This is a genomic window from Antarctobacter heliothermus, from assembly GCF_002237555.1.
Lineage (GTDB): Bacteria > Pseudomonadota > Alphaproteobacteria > Rhodobacterales > Rhodobacteraceae > Antarctobacter > Antarctobacter heliothermus_B.
This window is the reverse complement of record NZ_CP022540.1, coordinates 1413015-1433157: the sequence shown is the minus strand read 5'-3', so window position 1 is coordinate 1433157 and position 20143 is coordinate 1413015. Positions and strand designations below refer to the sequence as shown.

Sequence of the window (20143 nt, the reverse complement as noted above, 5' to 3'; positions counted from 1 at the left end):
CGTTGGTGCCGCTCCTGCGCCCACATCAGGACGCGCCCTTTGGTTCGCTCCGCTGCCCCATCAACAGCATCAGACCCTTCATGCTCAGGAGCGCCAGACAGACCACCGCCATGACACATGTGGAAAAGGCCGCCGCCTGTGAGGTCAGCCCGGCATCGTCCAGTCGCATGATGGTCACGGCGGCGACGCTCAGCTTTGGCGTGGTCAGGAAGACGACTGCCGACAAAGTGACCATCGACCGCATGAACAGGAAAAAGAACACGGCGACCAGCATGGGGGCAATGAACGGCGCGACGATATCAATGGCTGTTCGCCGCAGCCCAGCGCCTAGACTGCCAGCCGCTTCTTCCAGCGCGGGGGGCAGCTGTCGAAAGCCGGTCATCAGCGTCAGAAAGCCCTGCGTGTGATAATGGTAAAAGTTGACGATCGCGATCAGCGCAGCGGTGCCATAAAGCAGATACAGCGGCGTGGCGGTTGAGTTGAACGTCAGGATATAGGCAAGCCCCAAAACCATACCCGGCACGGCGGCGGGCATCGCGGCCAGCAACTGGATCGGTTGTGCCACACCACGCGGCAAGCGGCGCAATCCCAAACCCAGCAGAAACAGCGCCAGCGTGCCCCCCACCGCCGCCATCAGCGAGATGACAATGGTCATCCAGAGCGACGAATACCCACCGGCCAGCGTGATGTTGTAGTGCTTGGTCGACAGGGACATGTTGTAGGGCCACAGGGTGACAAAGCTGGCGTAGACCACGATGCCGATCACTGCGACGATGCCCATGCAAATCAACAATGACAGCCCGGCCATGATCGTGTCGCGGAGTGGCGCAAAGCTGGGCCGATACGGAACCTGCCCGGCGTTGTGCCCGGTTTTCTGCCGCTTCATCGCCTGCCGTTCGATTGCATAAGAGATTACGGTGGGAAACAGCAACATGATCCCCACAACAGCGCCCATGTTGAAATTCCTCTGTCCGACCACCTGCGAGTAGATCTCGGTCGCCAATACGGAATAATCGCCGCCGATCACCGCCGCGTTGCCAAAATCGGTAATGGTGATGGTAAAGCAAACAAAGGCCGCATTCAGGATGCCAAAGCGGGCGGCAGGCAGCGTCAGGTCACGAAACTGGCGCGACGGCGCGGCGCCCAGAACCTCTGCCGCCTCATAGACACGCGCGTCCAGCAGGACCAGCGCGGCCCCGATGATCATCACCGCCTGCGGCAAGCCATAGAGGGTGTTGGCAATCAACAATCCGGGAAAGCCGTAGATCTCTATCTCGACCCCAAGCGCCCGGCTGACCACGCCGTTGCGCCCCAGCAGAAAGATCAGGCCAAGCGCCTGCACCAATGAGGGTGCAAGCAGCGGCAGGATTATGATGCCGCGGATCAGCCATTTGCCCGGAAAGGCACAGCGATGTAGGCCATGCGCAATGATAAAGCCCAAAAAGACGCTGAGCGCCGTGGTGGCCCCGCCCATGAGCAGCGAGTGCCACGTCGCGCGCCAGAACCCGACAGAGCCCAGAACCTGCGTGTAGTTGCCCAAGCCATATCCGTCGTCGACGGTGACAGAGCGCAGGAACACGATGACCATCGGGTAGAGGAAAAACAAGGTCAGCCCCAGTAGGGGCAACCCAACACAGACCAGAACAAGCAACCGATCGGCGTCAAACTGCGGGCGGCGCGCGGCGGCGGGCGCGGTTTTTGCGACGCTCATGCTGGGGTCTCTGCGATGGGGCGGGCAACGATGTCGTCTGCCAGCCATGTGCAGGCCTCTGGCGCGATGGTCAGAGTGACGCGGTCGCCTTCCCGACAGGGGTTTGCGCCGTGGGTTTCAACCACCAGCGTCCCGCCCTCGCTGTCGATTTCCAGCCGCCGCAGATTGCCCAGAAAGCTGATGCTGCGCACCGTTGCGGTGCCATCCTGCGTTGGAGCCACACCGATCTGTTCGGGGCGAATGCAGGCAACAAGCCCGTCGCCGGTGTCACCTGGCTGCGTATCCAGCAGGTGCGGAAAGGCGCGTCGGATCGCGTCGGTGGTTAACATGTTGCTGATCCCCATGAACTCCGCAACGAACCGGGTCTTGGGGCGGTGATACAAATCCTCAGGGGTTCCGGCCTGCACCACGATCCCGTGGTTCATGCAGATGATCTTGTCCGCCAGAGCCAGCGCCTCTTCCTGATCGTGTGTGACCATCAATGTGGGGATACCAAGCGAGCGTTGGACATGGCGGATCTCTGCCCGCAGGTCGGCGCGCACCTTGGCGTCTAGCGCCGACAACGGCTCATCCAGCAACAGCACACGCGGATCGACGGCAATGGCTCGCGCCAAGGCGATCCGCTGTTGCTGACCGCCTGACAACTGTCCCGGGAATTTGTCGGCCACCTGCGGCAGCTTGATCAAATCCAGCAGTTCGGTGACGCGACTGGCGATTTCGGGTTGCGGGATACCGCGGATTTTCAGGCCATAGCCGACGTTTTCGGCCACCGTCATGTTGGGAAAAAGCGAGTAGGACTGAAACACGATACCAAAGCCCCGCTTGCGCGCTGGCAGGTCTGTAAGAGTCTCGCCCTCCAGCAGGATTTCCCCGCCGTCTAGGTCAGTGAGCCCCGCGATCAACCGCAACAGCGTCGTCTTTCCGCAGCCCGAAGGCCCCAGCAGACACACGAAATCACCCTGTTCGATCTCTATCGACACGCGATCTAGCGCGGTGAATGTGCCATAGGTTTTGGTCGCTTCGCGGACAGTCAGAAACATAGGGGTAATGTCTTTTTTAAGTTGAGGCGCGGGCCCTTTCTGGCCCGCGCGCAAGGGAAGGCAGCCTGTGCCGCCGAGGTTTCGATCAGCGGCCCAGCTTGTCTTTCCAGGTTGCTTTGACGGCAGTCTGGTTCTCAGCCGCTTCGACAAAATCGATATCCGCAAGGATTGTGGAGATGTCCGCCGGCAAGCCTGCGTCTTCGGCAGCTTTGGACGCATCGACACCCGGCACAGTGATCAGCGCCTTGTACTGCTGGTACAAACCAATGGCCTCATCCGACATCGTCCAATCAAGAAAGGCTTTCGCCGCGTCCTTGTTGTCCGAGCTGCTCATCAGGCCAGAGGCCTCCAGCTCATACCCGACACCACCTTCGGGAAAGACCATCGCCAGAGGATAGCCCTCAGCCACGGACTGCATTGCGGTAAAGGCCAATGAGATCCCGACGGTGTATTCGCCGACACGCGCCGATTTACAGGGCTTTGACCCCGATGACGTGTATTCCGCCATGTTCGGATCGACCGCTTCGAGTTGCGCCCAACCGGCCTCTGCGCCGAGGGTCTGCAAAACGGCGTTGACGTGCAGATATCCGGTGCCCGAGGAGTTCGGGTCGGGCATCAATACTTCGCCTTCGAATGCCGGATTCTCCAGGTCTTTCCAGCTTGTCGGCATCGGAAGACCTTTTTCTTCCAGCCGCGCGGTATTCACGCAAAAGGCGCCCATGTAGCCAATCGGCGCAAACCATTTTCCGCCTTCGTCGCGGAAGGTGGCAGGCAGGACATCGACACCCTCAGCCGCATAAGGTTCGAGCATCTCAAGGATCTGGGGGTCCATCATCGCGCTGACAGCCCAACCCCAGATCACATCGGCCTGCGGGTTGCCCGCTTCGGCCAACAGGCGCGCGCCCAGCTTGCCGGTCGACAGGCGCAGCACGTTGATTTCCGTGTCGGGCATCGCCTTTTGCGCCGCGTCGACATAGGCCGCGATCTCTTCTTCTTCGAGCGCGGTATAGACGGTCAGTTCATCCGCATAGGCCGGTGCCGCCAGGCCGAGTGTCGCCACCGTCGCCGCCGTGAGTTTGGTCCAGGTCTTCATGTCATCTCTCCTTGTTGCTCCACGCATTGCCGACCCGGCGCCCGCCCAGATCGGTGCAGGCCCTCGCCGTGGCCCATTCTGATTGCCGCGCCCACAGTGTGCGGGTTTGGGGTTATTTGTGCAGTCTTGCACTTTTGTGCGCTTTGTCTAATGTTTATTTTTGACAGCGCACTGTCTTGTTGTGCCAGCCCCTACAAATGAGGAAAAATCATGCAGAGCCCTGTGGGATCACATGAGATTGAAATGCTGGCGCAGTTCGCGGATGAGCTTGCCGATGTGACTGACGCGATGGCGATGACCTATTTCCGCAAGCCATTGGATGTTGAAACAAAGGATGACCTGTCCCCGGTGACGCAGGCCGACCGCGCCATTGAGACCGCCATGCGCGAACGGATCACGCAGCGATTTCCGGCGCATGGCGTCTTTGGCGAAGAGCATGAAAACGCCCGTCTGGACGCGGCGCATGTTTGGGTTCTTGATCCCATTGACGGCACTAAGAGCTTTGTGTCCGGGATGCCGACCTTTGGAACATTGATCGCCTGTCTCGCCAATGGCGCACCGGATATCGGCATCATCTCGATTCCGCCGATGGCCGAACGCTGGGTTGGGGTGCGCGGCCAGCAATCTACGCTGAACGGGCAGCCGTGCCGAACCAGCAATCGCAGCCAGTTGGCTGAGGCCACGCTCTATTGTACCACGCCGGACATTTTTGACGCAGAAGGGCGCAAGAAATTCGAGACGCTGTCAGCGCAGGTCGGGATGCGACGATTTGGGGGGGATTGCTACGCCTACGGGCTGTTGGCGTCGGGTCATGTCGATCTGGTGTTCGAAATGGACCTGCACCCGTACGACTACATGGCGCTGGTTCCGGTGATCGAGGGCGCTGGCGGCGTCATCACCGACTGGGACGGAAAGGCGCTGGGGCTGCATTCCGATGGGCGCGTCATTGCCGCTGCCAACCGCGCCCTTCATGCAGAGGCGTTGGTGGCAATGTCCTAGGATCAGGACGCAGGCAAAGGTTTCGACGTCGCTAAGAGAGGGAAGGTAGGTTCACCGCTGCCGCAAGCGGGGTGCTTGATTTGGTTCAGCCCGAGACGGCAACACTCAGCATTGGGCTGAAATGTCCTGCCGTCTGGATGGATTGAACGTGCCTTAATAGATTGGCTTTGCCGCCGTCAGCGGCCGAGAAACCGCTGGTTGACGCGATCCACGATCATATCGCGGTCAAGTCCTCGGTCCGTAAGTTCTTCGTCGGACAGGGAAGTGAGGAATTCGAACTCAGCAGCCGCCGAACGTGCGCGCGAAAAGGCTCCGACTGTCTCGGTCAGGAAGCGAAACAAGCCACCGATTAGGCTTGTCTGAGGAATGTGGGATTCTGTGACAGTCGTCATCTGGATCAACCTTATCTATTTCGATTGGCTATTGCGCCGCTGTGCTAGAAATGGGCCACATGTGTGGACATGACCACCGACGATCCGGAAATGCCGCATTGCAGCAAACGCATAACTTGCGCGCACGCCTGTCCGCCTTGCCGAGGCGTCGTCAACCTGTGCCGTGGTCATTTTTGAGTTGTTGCCGGGCGGGTGCATCGTGGAAAATCCTGCCGCCTTATTCCTCCACCGCTCCAATAAGGCGGGTGCGAACTGATCCGAGGTGTGCACGCATGGCGTCTGCAGCGGCATCTGGGTTCTGGCTTTTGATTGCATCGTAGATCGCCGCGTGCTCGTCGAGCGAAGGGTATCCCTTGGTGGGACCAGTCGTTTTGCGAACGGTCTGCCAGGTCGAAGAGCGGCGGACGGCATTCAACGTCTCAAAAACCGTGATCAGCAGTTTGTTCCGCGTCGCCACGGCGACGGCGTAGTGAAACCGGTTATCCCACGACTCAAAAAGCCGCCAATCTGTCGCCGACCGACAGCGGCTGTTGCAATGCCGCAATTCGCGAAGATCGCTCTGTTTCGAGTTCAACGCGGCGAGGCGCGCCAGCTCGGGCTCGATGATCAGTCTGGCGTCGCTGATTTCCGAAGGCCGCGTTATACTGCTGAGATAGCGGACCTCTGCCAGATTGATTACCGACCTTGCCCCGATAAAGGTGCCGCGTCCGACCTGACGCCAAATCAGTCCTTCGCTTTCGATCACGTCCATCGCGTTTCGCAGGGTTGAACGTGTCAAACCAAGCTCTTCGGCAAGCATACGTTCCGGCGGCAAACGGTCGTTTAGTGCGAAGTCTTTCGTTTTGAGATATGTGCGCAATTTTTGCAGCGCATCGGACTGCTGATCACGGGCCATGGGCCACCAATCGCACAATTGGTTGGGCATTGCACCTTTTATTTCAAGCGGTCGCGCCTCAGTCTGAGACGAGGTGCTGAGGCTTGCCGCGTGGCCGCTGTGAGCCATTCAATCAGCGATGAATTCGTATTTCGGCCACAGCACACCAGGAGTTCCCAATGGCCAAGCTAAAGCTGTCGCTTGCTTGTACGCAAACCGATCGCGCTGCGCCAATTCTCGATGGCCGCGTCGAGATCGCTGGCTGCGAGGTTATCCCGCTCCCGGGTGTGACGCAGACAATTTTCCGGCAAGTACTGGATGATCAGGCGTTCGATATTGCCGAGATGTCGATGTCTTCACATCTTGTGCAGGTTGATCGCGGGGCGCAGGATTATGTAGCAATCCCCGTGTTCCTGTCCCGCGCGTTTCGGCATTCATCAATATACATCAACACCAATAGCGGAATCGAGCGCCCCGAGGATTTGAGCGGCAAGACGATTGGCGTGCAACAATTCCAGCAAACGATCGGCCTGTGGGTTCGGGGCATTCTGGGTGACGAGCATGGTGTCCCCGCAAAGGACGTCGAATGGAAGAACGGCGGTCTAGAGGCCCCCGGCGGCGGTGAACGTCTCAAGCTCGACCTTCCCGAGGACATCAATCTTAGTCCGATTCCGGCGGATCAGACCCTTAACGGGATGTTGGCGGAGGGGGGACTGGACGCAATCATCGCGACAAAGCCTCCATCCAGCTATGCCCAAGGCAAACCGAATGTCGCGCGCCTCTTCCCGGACTATGTGTCGGCGGAAATGGCTTACTACCAGCGCACAGGCGCATTCCCGATCATGCATTGTGTCGTTATTCGCCGGAGCCTGATCGAACAACACCCATGGCTGGCCGCAGAAGTCTTCAATGCCTTCGTGCGCGCAAAGCAAATCGCGTATGACGAGCTCAAACAGGTCAATATTCTTCGCCTGACATTGCCTTGGGTCGCGGAGCGAGCCGCTGACGCGCGGAGCATGATGGGCGGCAATTTCTGGAAGTATGGTTTCTCCGAGAGCAAGGCGGAAATCGAGATGATGCTGCGGTATGCGCATTCCGACGGCTTGACGGGTCGCTTGCTGAATGCCGAGGATGTTTTCCATCCAAGCACGCTTCCACTGAAAGACACCAGCAACTGAATGAGGTCATCGATGCCCGATACACGCGACAGCCACGAAGATCCTCTCTTCTCCGGTCTATTCGACCCGACGATCACGAGCATCCCGCAGGGGGTCTCTCAACCTGTTCCTGATCCGATCCCGAACGCGGCCAATATGGGCAGCTGGAAAGAAGAGACGCGAATGCCCGTCGCGACAGCCGAAATGGGTGTCGTTGCGTGCAACGGCAAGGTCCATGTGATCGGCGGCTACGCCCGCGGTCAGGTGAACAGCGATTTTCATCAGGTGTTCGATCCGGCCACGGGCGAGTGGGAGTTAAAGGCCCCGATCCCGTATGCCTGCAACCACTTGTGCAACGCCGTTATCGGAAACCGCATCTACAGCTTTGGCGGGTTCATCGAACAGAACCGGTGCCCGCACAGCAATTGCTTTGTCTACGATGCCGACGCTGACGAGTGGGAGCGCATCCCAAACCTTCTGCGCCCACGCGGAGCGACAATGGCCGTGCCCCTGAACGGTCAAATACACCTGCTGGGCGGGCGCAATGTCAGGTCACTTGACTGGCACGAGGTCTACGATCCCGAAACGAAAAAATACGAGATCCTGAACGATATGCGGGGATCGACGCCGACCCAGCCTTTCGCAGGACAACGTTGCCATTTCGGTGCGGTTGTCGTCGACGGCAAGATCCACGCGATTGGCGGCCGGAAGGACTCCTACGATTTCAATACAGGCCTGCATTCGGTCTTTGATCCTGAAACCGCCGCCTGGACCTTCCGCAAGGAAATGCCCACCGCGCGAAGCGGGCTTTCGGTTGCATATGTCGGCGGCAAGATTCTGGCTTTTGGTGGTGAGGCGCGCGGTCTCGTTTTCGAGGCGAACGAAGCTTATGATCCCAAGACCGACAGCTGGGAGCTCGTGGCGCCCATGCCGATTCCGCGGCATGGCCTGCACGGCTCGACCGCGGCTGTCATCGGCGACACTGTCTATGTACCCGGTGGTGCGCCAATCACGGGTGGTAGTGTTCAGGGCGCATACCACGACTCGTTTACGTTCGGCTGATCCTGTCGGACGCCCGTGCTTCGATTGAGGCACGGGCGTTTGCCCCCTACCGGCCCTCTGAAACATCGGTTCGCACCGACCTGTCGCGCAATCGGGCAAATTTTGCCCGATTGCGCGCAGTTGGACGTGCGCCCCCCCAACTCTCTGCACATGCGTCACGCTAATTCACCCCTTTCGCATGGCATGATTTTCCTCATGGCTTACATTTTTTTGATCCGTGCGCATGATACGTTTCGGTGGGCATCGCTGCGACCAAGGCGCGCGGGCGATCCATCGGATTCCGGCTGTCAAACGACCGTCACAAGCTGACCAATACGAGAATTGGTCAGCAATCAAGCTATCTAACCCAGCGGTTCTGCGCCTACGATTCAAGCCATGGAATACGGGTCTGCGCAAGCCAACCCGGCTCCGGGGTCCGGCACCACCAGGGTGCAGCAACGACGTTGTCCGCCAGAAGGCAGCGCAAGACGAGTCCCGCATCACTATTCCGTTTTTCGACACCGAGGAGGACCAACCCATGACATCCATCAAGACGACGACCAGAAATCTTGTGTCGGCAATGGCGATCGCCCTGCCGGCCGCTTTCGCGTTCGGCTCGGCCGCGCAGGCGCAGGACTACCCGTCCAAGCCCATCGACCTGGTGTGCACGACGTCGCCGGGCTCGGGCACCGCGGCTTGGTGCGAAATGGTGGCAGGTGAGCTTGCCAAGGAGGGTTACCTCGGCGTTCCGGTCAACGTGACCTACAAGAACGGTGCGTCGAACTGGGAGCCGACGCTGTATGTGTCGCAACAACCGGCCGACGGGTACACGATCATGCACTTCAGCCGCAGCTTCACCAGCTACTTCAATCTTCCCCACTTTGAACTGGAGCCGGCAGCCTTTGAAATCCTCGCGAAGTTCGAGGAAACCATCTACGGCATCGGCGTTCGGTGCGATGACCCCGATCTGAAGACCTGGGACGATATTGTCGCCTACGCAGAGAACAATCCCGGCCAGCTTGGCATGGGCTTTAACAAGATCGGGTCGACTCACCACTTGCAGACCACGATGATCACGCGCGACCCTAAAGGAGCCAAGCTGAACTTTGTGCCCTACTCCGGTACTGGCGGGGTCGTCAAAGACGTTGTCGGCGGTCACCTGCGCGTTGGCGCGGCCCAGCCCGGCCTCTGGAACAGCCACATAGAGGCAGGCACAATCTGCCCGGTGCTCATCCTCAACGAGGAGCAGCTGGATCATCCGCTGTGGGCCAGCGTTCCGTCGATCCGCGACGTCGGCATGTCCTACGACGTGCCGCATCAGTGGCAGGGCTTTCTGGTCAAGGCCGGAACTCCGGATGATCGGATGGACATCCTCACCGATGCCCTGCGCAAGGTCTCGGAGTCCGATCACTACAAGGAAGTTTACATGGATCGGAACCCGCATGTGGTGCCGAACTTCGTTGGCGGCGATCGGGACAAGCTGATGTCCGATTTTCTTGATGCCGTCGCGACGACGCGGGAATTCCTGCTCGAGATCGAGTTCATCCAAGGCTGAACAATCGGCCGCCCGGAATACACACCAGTGTTCCGGGCGGTCGCATAATCAAGTACTCCATCGGCAGGCGCCATTTGGCCAGACCCGCCTTTCCGAAGCACCGCTTTCCCATTGGACCACGCTTCATGTTGAACAAGCTCCGCACACTCACGCTTCATCGTCGCCGCAGCCTTCAAGTGACTACAGCGATTGCATTTGTCAGTGCGGCTTACTGCTTCTACATCGCAACGCAGTTGCCGAGATCCATCCTGCCGGGATACCCCGGAGACGGCTTTTTCCCCCGGATCACGCTGTCGGTTATCCTGATTTTTGCAGCAATTATCCTGCTTCGTGAACTCATCCGGACGCCCCTTGAGGAGGTCGATCAGGTCACGACGGCTGTTCAAGCCGACGAAGACGACGATGAGGACGACGACAAGTCCGGTCCAATCCGGTTCGACCTGTTGGAAGCGGCGACAATAGTCGTGCTTTCAACGGCATATGTCGTTCTCATGCGACGGGTCGGATTGGAGATCATGACAACGATTTTCATGTTCTGCCTTTTCTTTCCACGCATCTTGATGCCGTGGCCGAAGGCGGCGGCCTATGCGGCGGTCGGCGCGGTTACCACAACCATCTTCATCTATTTCGCTTTCGTCATCGGGCTTGGGGTTTCTTTGCCGCTTGCTTTCCTGCCGCGCTATCTGGGCCAGTATTGAGACACACATGGAAAACCTATTCACTTACGTTGTGCCTGCAATTCTCCAGATGGGAAGCTGGGCGGTCGTTTTCGCCATCATTTCCGGCGTCACATTCGGCGTCATCCTTGGGGCTCTACCCGGTTTTGGCAGCTCGCAATCTCTGGCGCTGCTCTTCCCTCTGACCTTCGCGATGCCTGCAGACGTGGCGATCATTTTCTTTCTGGCCGTTTATTCCGCCGCGGAATATGGCGGGTCGATCCCAGCCATTCTGATACGAACGCCCGGGACGCCCGCGCAATCCGTGACGGTGCTTGACGGCTACACGATGGCGCAGCAGGGCTATCCGAACCGGGCGCTTAAAGTGTCGCTGTTTTCGGGCGTGATCGGCGGGGTGACAAGCACGGTTATCTTTATCTTTGTGGGCGGCTGGATCGCGAGCGTCGCACTGGAATTTGGACCGGGCGAGATGTTCGCCCTGGGCATTTTCGGGCTTTCGGTGATCGGCAGCTTCTTTGGACGCGATCCGGCGCGGGGCTTTCTTGCGACCGGACTGGGGCTTTTCCTCGCGACGGTTGGCGCGTCGGATTTCGGCGGTATGCGCTTCACCTTCGATCAGGCATTTTTGACGGACGGCATACCGCTTGTCGTCGTCATTATTGCCTTCTTGGCGGGGCCGGAATCGCTGCGGCTGCTCATCAATCACCGCAAGACGGTTGAGAAGCCGAAAAAGGTTCTAGCTATCGAAAAAACGAGCGATGACCGTTTCCCGCTGCGCTACGTTCGGCGTCTAGTGCCGACATGGATCCGTTCGAGCCTCATCGGCACTGCGATTGGCGCAATACCGGGCGCAGGAGCATCCATCGGATCGTTGATCGCATACAGTGAGGAAAGACGCTGGTCCAAACGGCCTGCAGAGGAGTTCGGAACCGGTATTCCCGAAGGCATCGCGGCGCCTGAAACGGCAAACAACGCGGTTGTCGCCGGAACGCTTGTCCCGTCCTTGACGCTGGGTATCCCCGGATCGGGGTCTGCCGCGATCCTGCTGAGTGTCCTGATCAGCAAGGGCATCGTGCCCGGTCCATTGCTCTTTGGACAGGAACCGTTGCTGATCACGACGATTTTCGTGGGCTTGATCTTTATCAACTTCTGGCTGTTGCTGCTGGGATTGATCTACACGCGTGGGTTCGCCTACATCTCGAATATCGCCCGGCGCATTCTGGGCCCGCTGGTATTCATTCTGATCCTGCTCGGAACCTACGCATACGCGAACTACTCTGCGCATGTGATGATGGTAATTTTCCTGAGCATGCTCGCCTATTGGATGGTGAAGGTCGACATCCCCGTTGTTCCGGTAGTGCTTGCCTTCGTCATGGGGCCAATCATCGAGACCAACCTCTCGCGCGCGATGACCATTCATGCGGGCGATCTGAGTGTCGTCATGACCCGGCCCATCACGCTGGTCATCCTCTTCCTCGCTCTGGCGACGTTCCTGTACAGCGCCATCAGCAGCATCCGCGAGCATCGGTCAAAGCTGCAAAGCAGGAACGAACAGAAAGAGTAATCCCAAAAGGCCCTTGGAACACAAACGTGGACATGATGGATGCGCGATCGCGTATCGCGCAGCACCGAGATTTCCTGGCGTGATCGTCTCAGAAGATCTCCGGCTCTCCGACTGCTGGTCCGAACGCGGTTTGAAGATAGTCAAAGTCGCATCCCTTGTCCGCCTGGCCGACATGTTGAGCAAACATCCAACCGTAGCCACGTCCGAAACGTGGCTCCGGTGCAGTCCAGCGCGCGCGCCGTGCCTGGAGAGTCGCGTCATCAACCTCAAGATGGATGGTCCGCTCTTGCAGATTGACCGCGACCATGTCGCCGTTCTCGACAAACGCAAGAGGGCCGCCAATATGGGCTTCGGGGGCGACATGGAGGATGCAGGCACCATAGCTGGTACCGCTCATCCGCGCGTCAGAAATCCGAACCATATCCCTCACCCCCTGTTCGAGCAGCTTTTTCGGGATCGGCAACATGCCCCATTCCGGCATGCCCGGCCCGCCCAGCGGACCCGCGTTTCGCAGGATCAGGACGTGATCCGCAGTCACATCGAGGTCGTCCTGATCAATCAACTCTTTCATCTCTGCCATAGAGTCGAAAACCAATGCCGGGCCGCGGTGATTGTGGAACCGGGGGTCACAGGCGCGAGGTTTCATAACGCATCCATCCGGAGCCAGATTGCCACGCAGAACCGCAATCGCCCCATCTTTAAAAATGGGGTTGTCGACCGGGCGTATCACGTCGTCCATGTAGACTTCGGCCCCCGCGATTTCATCACCGAGAGTCTTGCCGCTGACTGTCAAGCAATCGACATTGAGCTGCGGCCTGAGACGTTCCAGCAAAGCGCACAGGCCTCCTGCTTCGTGGAAGTCCTGCATCAGGTATTTCTCACCTGTGGGGCGCACGTTGGCGAGGATGGGCGTGTCTCTCGACACCCGGTCAAAGTCATCAAGGCTTATGTCGACCCCCGCGCGGGCGGCAATCGCCAGAACATGAATGACCGCGTTGGTCGAACAGCCCAGCGCCATTGCTGTGACCAGCACATTCTCAATCGAGGCCCGCGTCACGATCTGGTCCGGGGTCAGATCCTCCCAGACCATGTCCACGATGCGGCGGCCAGCCGCAGTCGCCATGCGGGTGTGGTTGGAATCCGGAGCCGGAATAGAGCTTGCACCCGTAAAGGTCAGGCCCATCACATCCGCCAACGAGTTCATCGTGCTTGCGGTTCCCATGGTCATGCAATGCCCGAACGATCTGTTGGTATGCGCAAGCACATCGTTCCATTGTTCCTCATCTATGGTCCCGCCCCGCAATTCATCCCAGTATTTCCACGCATCCGAACCGCTCCCGAGACGTTCACCGCGCCACATTCCGTTCATCTGCGGACCGCCGGGCACAAGTATGGTGGGAAGGTTCGCGCTGATCGCGCCCATGATGAGCGCCGGGGTTGTTTTGTCACAGCCCGCCAACAGAACCGCCCCGTCCACAGGATGGGATCGCAAAAGCTCTTCCCCCTCGATCGCCAGAAGATTGCGATAGAGCATCGTGGTTGGCTTCACAAAGGTTTCGGCGAGCGAGATCGCCGGCATCTCAAGCGGAAAGCCACCCGCCTGCAAAATGCCGCGTTTCACCGACTCTGCCCTGTCGCGAAAGTGCGCATGGCATGGGTTGACGTCCGACCAGGTGTTGATGACCGCTATACATGGCTTTTTTCGCCAATCCTCGGCGGAATACCCCATCTGCATGGCGCGCGCCCGATGGACATGGGATTTGAGATCTGGCCGATCGAACCAGCGGGCACTGCGAAGGCTTTCAGGCGAACGGCGGGTCATGGGTGGACTCCTTCTTTGTGGATCACATGGTTGGCGCATTGGCCAAATCGCGGCGCGCGAACATCAAGCAGACAGATGAAACGAAGCAGGCAATGGAGGCTGTCATGAGCATCGAGATTCTTGTGGGTGGAAAAATCCCGCCCGACAACGTGGAGGAACTTCGCAAAACTTTCACAGCGCATGTTGTGACGGAGACTGAAGACCCTGATGCGCTGATCGCTGAGGTCGGTCCACGGGTGCGCGGTCTTGTGGTTCCCGGTTTTCGCGGCTTCGACCGGGCGATGTTGGACAAGTTGCCGAAGGTCGAGATGGTGTCCGTATGGGGCGCGGGCATCAGCGAACTCGATCTGGATGCCGCGCGCGAAAGGAACATTGTCGTCACACGAACGCCTGACGACTCCAAGGTGGCCGTTGCCGAGCTGGGGCTTGGCCTGATGCTGGCAGCCGCGCGCTGGATTCCCGATAGCGAACGCGTGGTCCGGTCCGGGGCTTGGGAAACTGACGGGTATCCGCGCATGGGGGTTGGGCTGGCGGGCCGACGATGCGGGATAGTCGCACTTGGTGTCATCGGACGTTTCGTCGCCGAACGCGCCGCCGCCTTTGGCATGTCGATTGCATATTTCGGCCCCCGGAAAAAGGTCGACGTTCCCTACAGGTTTGAACCCGATCTCAAGACCTTGGCGCAGCAAAGCGACTTTATGGTTCTTTGCTGTCCCGACACGCCCGAAACCCGTGGACTGATTGATGCCGAAGTTCTTGGCGCGCTTGGCCCGGACGGCACACTTGTCAATATCGCGCGCGGCCCCGTCGTCGATGAAGATGCCCTTATCGAGGCACTGGAGAAGGGGACGATCCGCGCTGCGGCCCTTGACGTCTACGCCAATGAACCGCACGTCCCGGAGCGGCTGCGCAATTCGGACCGCGCAGTTCTGGTGGCGCATATCGGGACACAGATTCAGGATGTCCGGGAAAAAAGAAAGCACTTCTTCATTCAAAATCTGCAAGACCACTTTGCCGGTCGGCCCATTGCCCAAGCTGCGCGCGTTCTTCCCTGACAGACCATAGGCGCGCCCGCGACCAGTTGCGGGCGCAGAGGGAACTCCATGGAAACGCCTTGCGTCACGACTGGGCAATCCTGTTCGGGACATCGCCCAGAAGCCCCGCAGTTTCGGCCCGGAGCCGGGCAAGTGTCACCATCAGATCCAGCATCGGCGTGTCGACCTGAACCATTTCGGCAAGCCGCAGGATGATGCCGTAGGTGGATTCGATCTCCATCAGGCGACCGGCCTCTAGATCCTGCAGGATGCTTGGCTTGTGCGACAATGCCTTCATGAAACCGATCACACTGTCGATCTCTGTACCCGGATCGCAGCCATGCGCCTTGGCGACCGCAATCGTCTCGGCCAGCATGTCGCGCATTGCCCTTTCGCAAGGTGGTTCCGCCGCAATAACATCGACCGTGCTTTGGGTCAGGGTTGCCACAATCCCGGACGCCACATTGTTCAGCAACTTGGACCAAACGGTATTGCGGATCGTCTCAGTCACATCTGTCTGCAGGCCGCCCCGGGTCAAGACCTCGGCGATCCGACGCGCGCGCGCTGTGTCGGCACCGCCGGGTTCTCCGATTGTCAGCCTGTTCTTGGCCCCTGCAAGCCGCACAACGCCCGGCTCCACGACAGAGCACGCAGAGAACACGACACCCCCAAGCGCGCGATCGGGTCCGATACGGTCCCAAAGCTGGCCCTCAGGGTCTATCGTCGTCAGTTTCCTGCCGTCGAAGGGCCCGCCCGCCTTATAGAAATACCACCACGGGATGCCGTTCATCGCAAAAAGAACCACCGTCTCCGGCCCAAGTAGTGGGCCGATTGTCTTGGCGACATCCCCCAAAGCAGGCGCTTTCACGGTGACGATTACGGCATCCTGCACGCCCAGCGCGGCGGGATCGTCGCTGGCACTGAATGTTGCGCGCAATTCCTGCTCGGGTGCCTGAACCACGATGCCGTGATCGCGTATCGCCTTTAGCGTCTCGCCGCGCGCGATGATGGATGTATCCGCGCCGCCCAAGCTGCTGCGCACCGCGATGTGTCCGCCTACGGCACCCGCCCCGAAAATGCAGATCTTCATCGGCTTATCCTGCACGTTTTCCATGTGTCAGAACAGCATCATCCACGGCCAACAAACGGCATGTCTGACGCCATCACCATGACAGATTGGATATTTGCCGAAAGTTCAGTGTTGGCCATCATCAGAACCATGTTTCCAACGTTGCTGACATCCATTGTCGGCTCAGGCATGACGGTCCCGTTTGGTTGCGGAACACCGCCCGCCATACGCGCGGTCATCGGCGTTGCCGCATTGCCGATGTCAATTTGTCCGCAAACGATATTATGAACCCGCCCGTCCAGAGATATGCACTTGGTCAAGCCGGAAATGGCATGCTTGGTTGTTGTGTATGGCGCAGAGCCCGGACGCGGAGCGTGAGCGGAGATTGATCCGTTATTGATGATCCGGCCCCCCTGCGGGTCCTGATCGCGCATCATGCGGTATGCCGCGTTCGCGCACAGAAACATGCCGTTCAGGTTGACCTCAACAACTTTGCGCCAAGTCTCGTATTCAACATCGCCGAAATTGGTGCTTGGGGCACCACCGCCCGCGTTGTTGAATAGCGTGTCGAGGCGACCGAACTTGTCCTTCACCGCCGCGAAAAGCGCTTCTACAGCCTCGGGGTCGGTCACATCTGTCGGTACGACCAGCGCCTCGGCACCTTTGGCCATTTCCGCCGTCTCTTCCAATGCTTCGCGACGCCGCCCCGCCAGCGCCACCGCATATCCACCCCCTAGCAAGGCCAGAGCTGCGGAACGACCGACACCGCTTCCGGCACCTGTCACAACTGCTACGCGATTCCCCATGGTGATCCCTCCGAATTCCTACGTTTCTTGACTATGCGTCTCCGCTGAACCTGTTGAACAGAAACACCGAACGATACCTTTCGGACCGGAGCCCCTGTAAGGCCCGCCTTCAACCCAATCGGGCAAATGGTTGGGTTTGAAAACTGCAACTGCGTCTGTCTGGGCCTAATATCGACACTGACCCGGAGCCGAATTCGCGGTTTGTGGCGTCATTGTTTGTCCGTCACGCCAGTAGTGCGGGGCGCTCTGCGCCTGAAACGCGCGAGCACCTTCCGGCATCAGGTGGAAATGAAACAATCGTGTCGATTCATGGCCGCGCATCAATGAAAAACGTGCGGCTTTGGCCGCAAGACGAATGCCGGGGTGGCAGTGCCGTTCCGTTCACGCAAGACGAAGGGTGAAGAAATGCTCACTGAGTTCAAGCTTTCGCTTCACACATGGACGATCCATACGACCCCGCTGGAGACCTGTCTTGAGGCGGCGGCCTACGGCGGCTTCGATGCAATCGAAATCAGAAGAAGTGACATCGTTCAGTGCTATGAAAAAGGCATGAGCAAGGACGATGTTATCGGAATGATACGCGACAGTGGCGTCACGGTAAGCGTCTTGGGGACCGAATATGGGTGGTGGTTCACACCACCTGACGAGACACGTCGATTGTTCGAAGTGCTCCGGGAGACTTGTGAAATAGCCTGCGCCGTCGGTTGCGATATGATCATGAGCGCACCGGGTCAGGTCACCGGGACCATCGAAGACGCCGTCGAAGCGACGAAGGTCGCGGGCGATATCGTGGGGGAGCACGACCTATCGCTTGCGCTGGAGTTCAATTCACAGCACCCCCTTGTGAACAAAACTACGGTCCTCAGAGAGATCGTCGAGCGCGCCGACAGAACGAATTGCGGGATGCTGCTGGACGCCTACCACCTTCATAGAAGCCAAGGCATGGAAACGGGACTGAAGGACGTGACGGCCGATGAGCTGTTCGCGTTTCAATACAGCGATGTCCCGCCCGTTCCCGAGCCGGGCGTTCGCCGCCCTGTCGACAGGCTTGTGCCCGGTGAGGGTGTTATTGACTGGACCTTCCTGCTCTGGCGATTGAGCGAAATCGGCTACGACAGCTACCTGAGTTATGAGGCCCCCAATCCGGCCTTGTGGGAGCGTTGTCCCAAAGAGGTCTGCGCCGAAGGCGTGCGCGTGACGCGGGAGTTGGTCGAGAAAGCCTCAATGGAAATGCAGAAAAACTGATCGGAAAGAGGAAAATAAACCATGACAAGTATTACACTTAAGGATGCCGCCGAGGTGGTCGACAATGTGCTCGCAAAGGGGCGAGAACAGGAATTCGAGCCTCTGACTGCGGTGGTGCTTGACGCGGGTGGCCACGTTGTCGCGGCAAAACGCGAGGATGGAAGCGGCATCATCCGTTTCGAACTGGCGCTCGGGAAAGCCTACGGCGCGCTCGGTTTCGGGCTCGGCTCGCGCGATCTGGCGGGCAAGGCCAAGAACGCGCCGGGCTTTATGGTCGGGGCCTCGGATGCGTCGGGGGGTCGTTGCATTCCGGCACCCGGCGGTGTGCTGATCAAGAACGCGGACGGGCACATCATCGGTGCCGTGGGCATTTCAGGGGACACTGGCCCCAATGACGAGATTTGCGCCATTGCCGCCATCGAGAAAGTTGGATTTACACCCGACGCCGGATAAGCATCCCGATCGCGGCGACCGGTGCGCCGCGATCAAATCGCCGATGAGACAAGTGACGAACCTCCGCACACATGCAACAACTGGCCCGTCACAAAGCTCGCTCTTCGGTCGAGCAGGAAACCGATTGCGAACGCGACCTCATCTGGCTGCGCGAACCGGCCCAGGGGAATACCCGACAGAAACTCCTGACGCCTCTCCTCCGCGCCCGGTCCTTCAAGATTGTTGCGCTTGAACATTTCCGTTTCCGTCGGTCCCGGAGAAACCGCATTCGCCGTAATTTGATACGGAGCGAGTTCAAGCGCCCAAGTCCGCGTCATACCTATGATGCCAGCTTTGGCGGCACCATAGCTCGTGCGCCCGGCGCGACCAAGCGCGCCCCGGCTTGAAAGGTTGATGATCCGCCCGTACTTACGAGACTTCATCCCTTCCAGCGCTGCCTGAGCAACCTGAACCGAGACACGCAGGTTCAAGTCCAGAACCCGTGCCAGACTGTCCAGTTGTACGTCACCAAGAGGCTCCACGATATTGAGGCCGACGTTGTTGACGATGCAATCCACCTCAAACCGCGCCAGTATGGCGTCCATGACGGAGTGAGTTGCAGCGATGTCTGCTAGGTCCGCAAGAAAAAGCTCGCCCGGAAACTCGGTGTCAGGCGCGCTGCGACCAATGCCGACGACCCGGAAACCCTGATCAGAGAGATGGTGCGCCGTGCTCAAACCGATGCCCCGCGTGGCTCCTGTGATCAATACAGTATCTGTCATTTTCCCTCGCTTAGGTCTGCGTCGGTCGCGCCAAGGAGATCGGCGCTGATGCGCGATGCTGCATCCACAACCATCGGCGCAATTTCGGCAATGCGGGCCGGGCTCATCCGCACATCCGGGCCGCGCAAAGAGACAACCGCCAATGGCAATCCCGCGCTGTCCAGAACCGGCGCCGCAATTGCTGCCGCTCCGGGCGTGACATCGCCTCGGGTGACGGCGTAACCTTGGCGCCGAACTGTGTTCATCTCTTCCAGAAATTGTCCGGGCTCCGAGATCCCGCGCTGGTTGACAGGGTCCAGACCTGTGATCTCAATTATTCGGGCGCTGTTCGCGGGCGGCATGAACGCCATGAACGCCAGACCCGACGCGCCCGAGTATATCGGTGCAGCGCTGTTAGGACTTGGCACAACTCGCAGTTCGTGACGCGCCTCAACTGACAAAAGAGCAACACGTTCCAAACCGCGCTGAACGTTAAGCGAGGCCGATTCTTCTGTCTTGTCGCGCAAAGTGGTCAAATGCGGCAGCGCCATCGTCTGGAGGCTACCCTGCATTGCCCCGGCCAGATGAAGCGCTGCAGGACCAATGACATAAACAAGTTTGACCGGATCGCGCGACACAAGGTTGAAATCCTGAAGCGTTCCGAGCAACCGAAGCGCGGTCGCCTTGTCGACTGACGTTCCCGCGCTGATTTCCGTGAGCGTCATGGGACGCCCCGTGTGGGCCACATGAAACAGGATCGTCAAACTCCGTTCCACTGTCTGGACCGGTTTCCGTGGTTCTTGGTTCACCATCCGTCCGCTGCCCTTAATCCAAACACTGGTCCCCAGGGACGTCGCCCCGCCGCCCGTTG

At 59.2% G+C, this 20143-nt stretch carries 19 protein-coding genes; 9 read left to right on the top strand and 10 right to left on the bottom strand.

What is annotated here, in order from left to right; all coding sequences use genetic code 11:
* Positions 1-25: 25 nt before the first annotated feature.
* From ANTHELSMS3_RS06740 to ANTHELSMS3_RS06730, 3 genes are all read right to left on the bottom strand, one after another.
* Complete coding sequence (locus ANTHELSMS3_RS06740) at positions 26-1711, bottom strand: ABC transporter permease subunit (RefSeq protein ID WP_094034204.1); 1686 nt, start codon at positions 1709-1711, stop codon at positions 26-28.
* Positions 1708-2751: an ABC transporter ATP-binding protein gene (locus tag ANTHELSMS3_RS06735; RefSeq protein WP_094034203.1), complete on the bottom strand. Its 1044-nt coding sequence runs from the start codon at positions 2749-2751 to the stop codon at positions 1708-1710. The genes ANTHELSMS3_RS06740 and ANTHELSMS3_RS06735 overlap by 4 nt, the downstream gene beginning before the upstream one ends.
* 85 nt (positions 2752-2836) lie before the next feature.
* A complete protein-coding gene (locus ANTHELSMS3_RS06730) occupies positions 2837-3844 on the bottom strand; it encodes an ABC transporter substrate-binding protein (protein WP_094034202.1) in 1008 nt (335 codons plus the stop codon).
* A 210-nt stretch (positions 3845-4054) separates the two neighbouring features.
* Between ANTHELSMS3_RS06730 and hisN the strand changes: the two genes are divergently transcribed.
* Complete coding sequence (gene hisN, locus ANTHELSMS3_RS06725) at positions 4055-4843, top strand: histidinol-phosphatase (RefSeq protein WP_094034201.1); 789 nt, start codon at positions 4055-4057, stop codon at positions 4841-4843.
* Positions 4844-5019: 176 nt separating this feature from the next.
* Here the strand turns inward: hisN and ANTHELSMS3_RS25435 are convergent, their stop codons facing one another.
* Positions 5020-5235, bottom strand: a complete 216-nt coding sequence (locus ANTHELSMS3_RS25435; RefSeq protein WP_157733422.1) for a DUF1127 domain-containing protein — start codon at positions 5233-5235, stop codon at positions 5020-5022.
* A 217-nt stretch (positions 5236-5452) separates the two neighbouring features.
* Positions 5453-6130 carry a FadR/GntR family transcriptional regulator gene (locus ANTHELSMS3_RS06720; RefSeq protein WP_094034200.1) on the bottom strand — a complete coding sequence of 226 codons (678 nt, stop codon included), beginning with the start codon at positions 6128-6130 and terminating at the stop codon, positions 5453-5455.
* 158 nt (positions 6131-6288) lie between these two features.
* On the opposite strand from ANTHELSMS3_RS06720, the gene ANTHELSMS3_RS06715 reads away from it, so the two are divergent.
* From ANTHELSMS3_RS06715 to ANTHELSMS3_RS06695, 5 genes are all read left to right on the top strand, one after another.
* Positions 6289-7287 carry a hypothetical protein gene (locus ANTHELSMS3_RS06715; protein WP_094034199.1) on the top strand — a complete coding sequence of 333 codons (999 nt, stop codon included), beginning with the start codon at positions 6289-6291 and terminating at the stop codon, positions 7285-7287.
* 12 nt (positions 7288-7299) lie between these two features.
* The gene (locus ANTHELSMS3_RS06710; RefSeq protein ID WP_198319895.1) at positions 7300-8328 is read left to right on the top strand and encodes a Kelch repeat-containing protein; all 1029 of its coding nucleotides are present in this window, start codon (positions 7300-7302) and stop codon (positions 8326-8328) included.
* A gap of 517 nt (positions 8329-8845) precedes the next feature.
* A complete protein-coding gene (locus ANTHELSMS3_RS06705) occupies positions 8846-9862 on the top strand; it encodes a Bug family tripartite tricarboxylate transporter substrate binding protein (protein WP_157733421.1) in 1017 nt (338 codons plus the stop codon).
* A 125-nt stretch (positions 9863-9987) separates the two neighbouring features.
* Positions 9988-10560 (top strand): tripartite tricarboxylate transporter TctB family protein, encoded by a 573-nt coding sequence (locus ANTHELSMS3_RS06700; protein ID WP_094034196.1) that lies wholly within the window; start codon positions 9988-9990, stop codon positions 10558-10560.
* A 7-nt stretch (positions 10561-10567) separates the two neighbouring features.
* Positions 10568-12103, top strand: coding sequence for a tripartite tricarboxylate transporter permease (locus ANTHELSMS3_RS06695; protein ID WP_157733420.1), 1536 nt, complete (start codon positions 10568-10570; stop codon positions 12101-12103).
* An 88-nt stretch (positions 12104-12191) separates the two neighbouring features.
* Here ANTHELSMS3_RS06695 and araD read toward each other — a convergent pair whose 3' ends face one another.
* Positions 12192-13925, bottom strand: coding sequence for an L-arabinonate dehydratase (gene araD, locus ANTHELSMS3_RS06690; RefSeq protein ID WP_094034194.1), 1734 nt, complete (start codon positions 13923-13925; stop codon positions 12192-12194).
* Between the two features lie 104 nt (positions 13926-14029).
* On the opposite strand from araD, the gene ANTHELSMS3_RS06685 reads away from it, so the two are divergent.
* A complete protein-coding gene (locus ANTHELSMS3_RS06685; RefSeq protein ID WP_157733419.1) occupies positions 14030-14980 on the top strand; it encodes a 2-hydroxyacid dehydrogenase in 951 nt (316 codons plus the stop codon).
* A 64-nt stretch (positions 14981-15044) separates the two neighbouring features.
* Here the strand turns inward: ANTHELSMS3_RS06685 and ANTHELSMS3_RS06680 are convergent, their stop codons facing one another.
* Entirely contained in the window at positions 15045-16049 is a 1005-nt protein-coding gene (locus ANTHELSMS3_RS06680; RefSeq protein ID WP_157733418.1) for a ketopantoate reductase family protein, read from the bottom strand.
* A gap of 38 nt (positions 16050-16087) precedes the next feature.
* On the bottom strand, positions 16088-16834 hold the full coding sequence (locus ANTHELSMS3_RS06675; RefSeq protein WP_094034191.1) for an SDR family oxidoreductase: 747 nt from the start codon (positions 16832-16834) through the stop codon (positions 16088-16090).
* A 405-nt stretch (positions 16835-17239) separates the two neighbouring features.
* On the opposite strand from ANTHELSMS3_RS06675, the gene ANTHELSMS3_RS06670 reads away from it, so the two are divergent.
* Positions 17240-18079, top strand: coding sequence for a sugar phosphate isomerase/epimerase family protein (locus ANTHELSMS3_RS06670; RefSeq protein WP_094034190.1), 840 nt, complete (start codon positions 17240-17242; stop codon positions 18077-18079).
* 21 nt (positions 18080-18100) lie between these two features.
* Positions 18101-18532: a GlcG/HbpS family heme-binding protein gene (locus ANTHELSMS3_RS06665; RefSeq protein WP_094034189.1), complete on the top strand. Its 432-nt coding sequence runs from the start codon at positions 18101-18103 to the stop codon at positions 18530-18532.
* Between the two features lie 32 nt (positions 18533-18564).
* Here ANTHELSMS3_RS06665 and ANTHELSMS3_RS06660 read toward each other — a convergent pair whose 3' ends face one another.
* Together ANTHELSMS3_RS06660 and ANTHELSMS3_RS06655 are read right to left on the bottom strand one after the other, a co-directional pair.
* Positions 18565-19293, bottom strand: coding sequence for an SDR family oxidoreductase (locus tag ANTHELSMS3_RS06660; protein ID WP_094034188.1), 729 nt, complete (start codon positions 19291-19293; stop codon positions 18565-18567).
* A complete protein-coding gene (locus tag ANTHELSMS3_RS06655) occupies positions 19290-19997 on the bottom strand; it encodes an IclR family transcriptional regulator (protein WP_254694868.1) in 708 nt (235 codons plus the stop codon). Before ANTHELSMS3_RS06655 ends, ANTHELSMS3_RS06660 begins: the two co-directional genes overlap by 4 nt.
* Between the last annotated feature and the right edge of the window lie 146 nt (positions 19998-20143).

Coding starts and splice junctions, on each gene's coding strand:
- ANTHELSMS3_RS25435 (WP_157733422.1), bottom strand. CDS start 5,235: ATGACGACTGTCACAGAATCCCACATTCCTCAGACAAGCCTAATCGGT.
- hisN (WP_094034201.1), top strand. CDS start 4,055: ATGCAGAGCCCTGTGGGATCACATGAGATTGAAATGCTGGCGCAGTTC.
- ANTHELSMS3_RS06715 (WP_094034199.1), top strand. CDS start 6,289: ATGGCCAAGCTAAAGCTGTCGCTTGCTTGTACGCAAACCGATCGCGCT.
- ANTHELSMS3_RS06675 (WP_094034191.1), bottom strand. CDS start 16,834: ATGGGGAATCGCGTAGCAGTTGTGACAGGTGCCGGAAGCGGTGTCGGT.
- ANTHELSMS3_RS06735 (WP_094034203.1), bottom strand. CDS start 2,751: ATGTTTCTGACTGTCCGCGAAGCGACCAAAACCTATGGCACATTCACC.
- ANTHELSMS3_RS06685 (WP_157733419.1), top strand. CDS start 14,030: ATGAGCATCGAGATTCTTGTGGGTGGAAAAATCCCGCCCGACAACGTG.
- ANTHELSMS3_RS06670 (WP_094034190.1), top strand. CDS start 17,240: ATGCTCACTGAGTTCAAGCTTTCGCTTCACACATGGACGATCCATACG.
- ANTHELSMS3_RS06660 (WP_094034188.1), bottom strand. CDS start 19,293: ATGACAGATACTGTATTGATCACAGGAGCCACGCGGGGCATCGGTTTG.
- ANTHELSMS3_RS06710 (WP_198319895.1), top strand. CDS start 7,300: ATGCCCGATACACGCGACAGCCACGAAGATCCTCTCTTCTCCGGTCTA.
- ANTHELSMS3_RS06655 (WP_254694868.1), bottom strand. CDS start 19,997: ATGACGCTCACGGAAATCAGCGCGGGAACGTCAGTCGACAAGGCGACC.
- ANTHELSMS3_RS06705 (WP_157733421.1), top strand. CDS start 8,846: ATGACATCCATCAAGACGACGACCAGAAATCTTGTGTCGGCAATGGCG.
- ANTHELSMS3_RS06730 (WP_094034202.1), bottom strand. CDS start 3,844: ATGAAGACCTGGACCAAACTCACGGCGGCGACGGTGGCGACACTCGGC.
- ANTHELSMS3_RS06720 (WP_094034200.1), bottom strand. CDS start 6,130: ATGGCCCGTGATCAGCAGTCCGATGCGCTGCAAAAATTGCGCACATAT.
- ANTHELSMS3_RS06680 (WP_157733418.1), bottom strand. CDS start 16,049: ATGAAGATCTGCATTTTCGGGGCGGGTGCCGTAGGCGGACACATCGCG.
- araD (WP_094034194.1), bottom strand. CDS start 13,925: ATGACCCGCCGTTCGCCTGAAAGCCTTCGCAGTGCCCGCTGGTTCGAT.
- ANTHELSMS3_RS06740 (WP_094034204.1), bottom strand. CDS start 1,711: ATGAGCGTCGCAAAAACCGCGCCCGCCGCCGCGCGCCGCCCGCAGTTT.
- ANTHELSMS3_RS06695 (WP_157733420.1), top strand. CDS start 10,568: ATGGAAAACCTATTCACTTACGTTGTGCCTGCAATTCTCCAGATGGGA.
- ANTHELSMS3_RS06700 (WP_094034196.1), top strand. CDS start 9,988: ATGTTGAACAAGCTCCGCACACTCACGCTTCATCGTCGCCGCAGCCTT.
- ANTHELSMS3_RS06665 (WP_094034189.1), top strand. CDS start 18,101: ATGACAAGTATTACACTTAAGGATGCCGCCGAGGTGGTCGACAATGTG.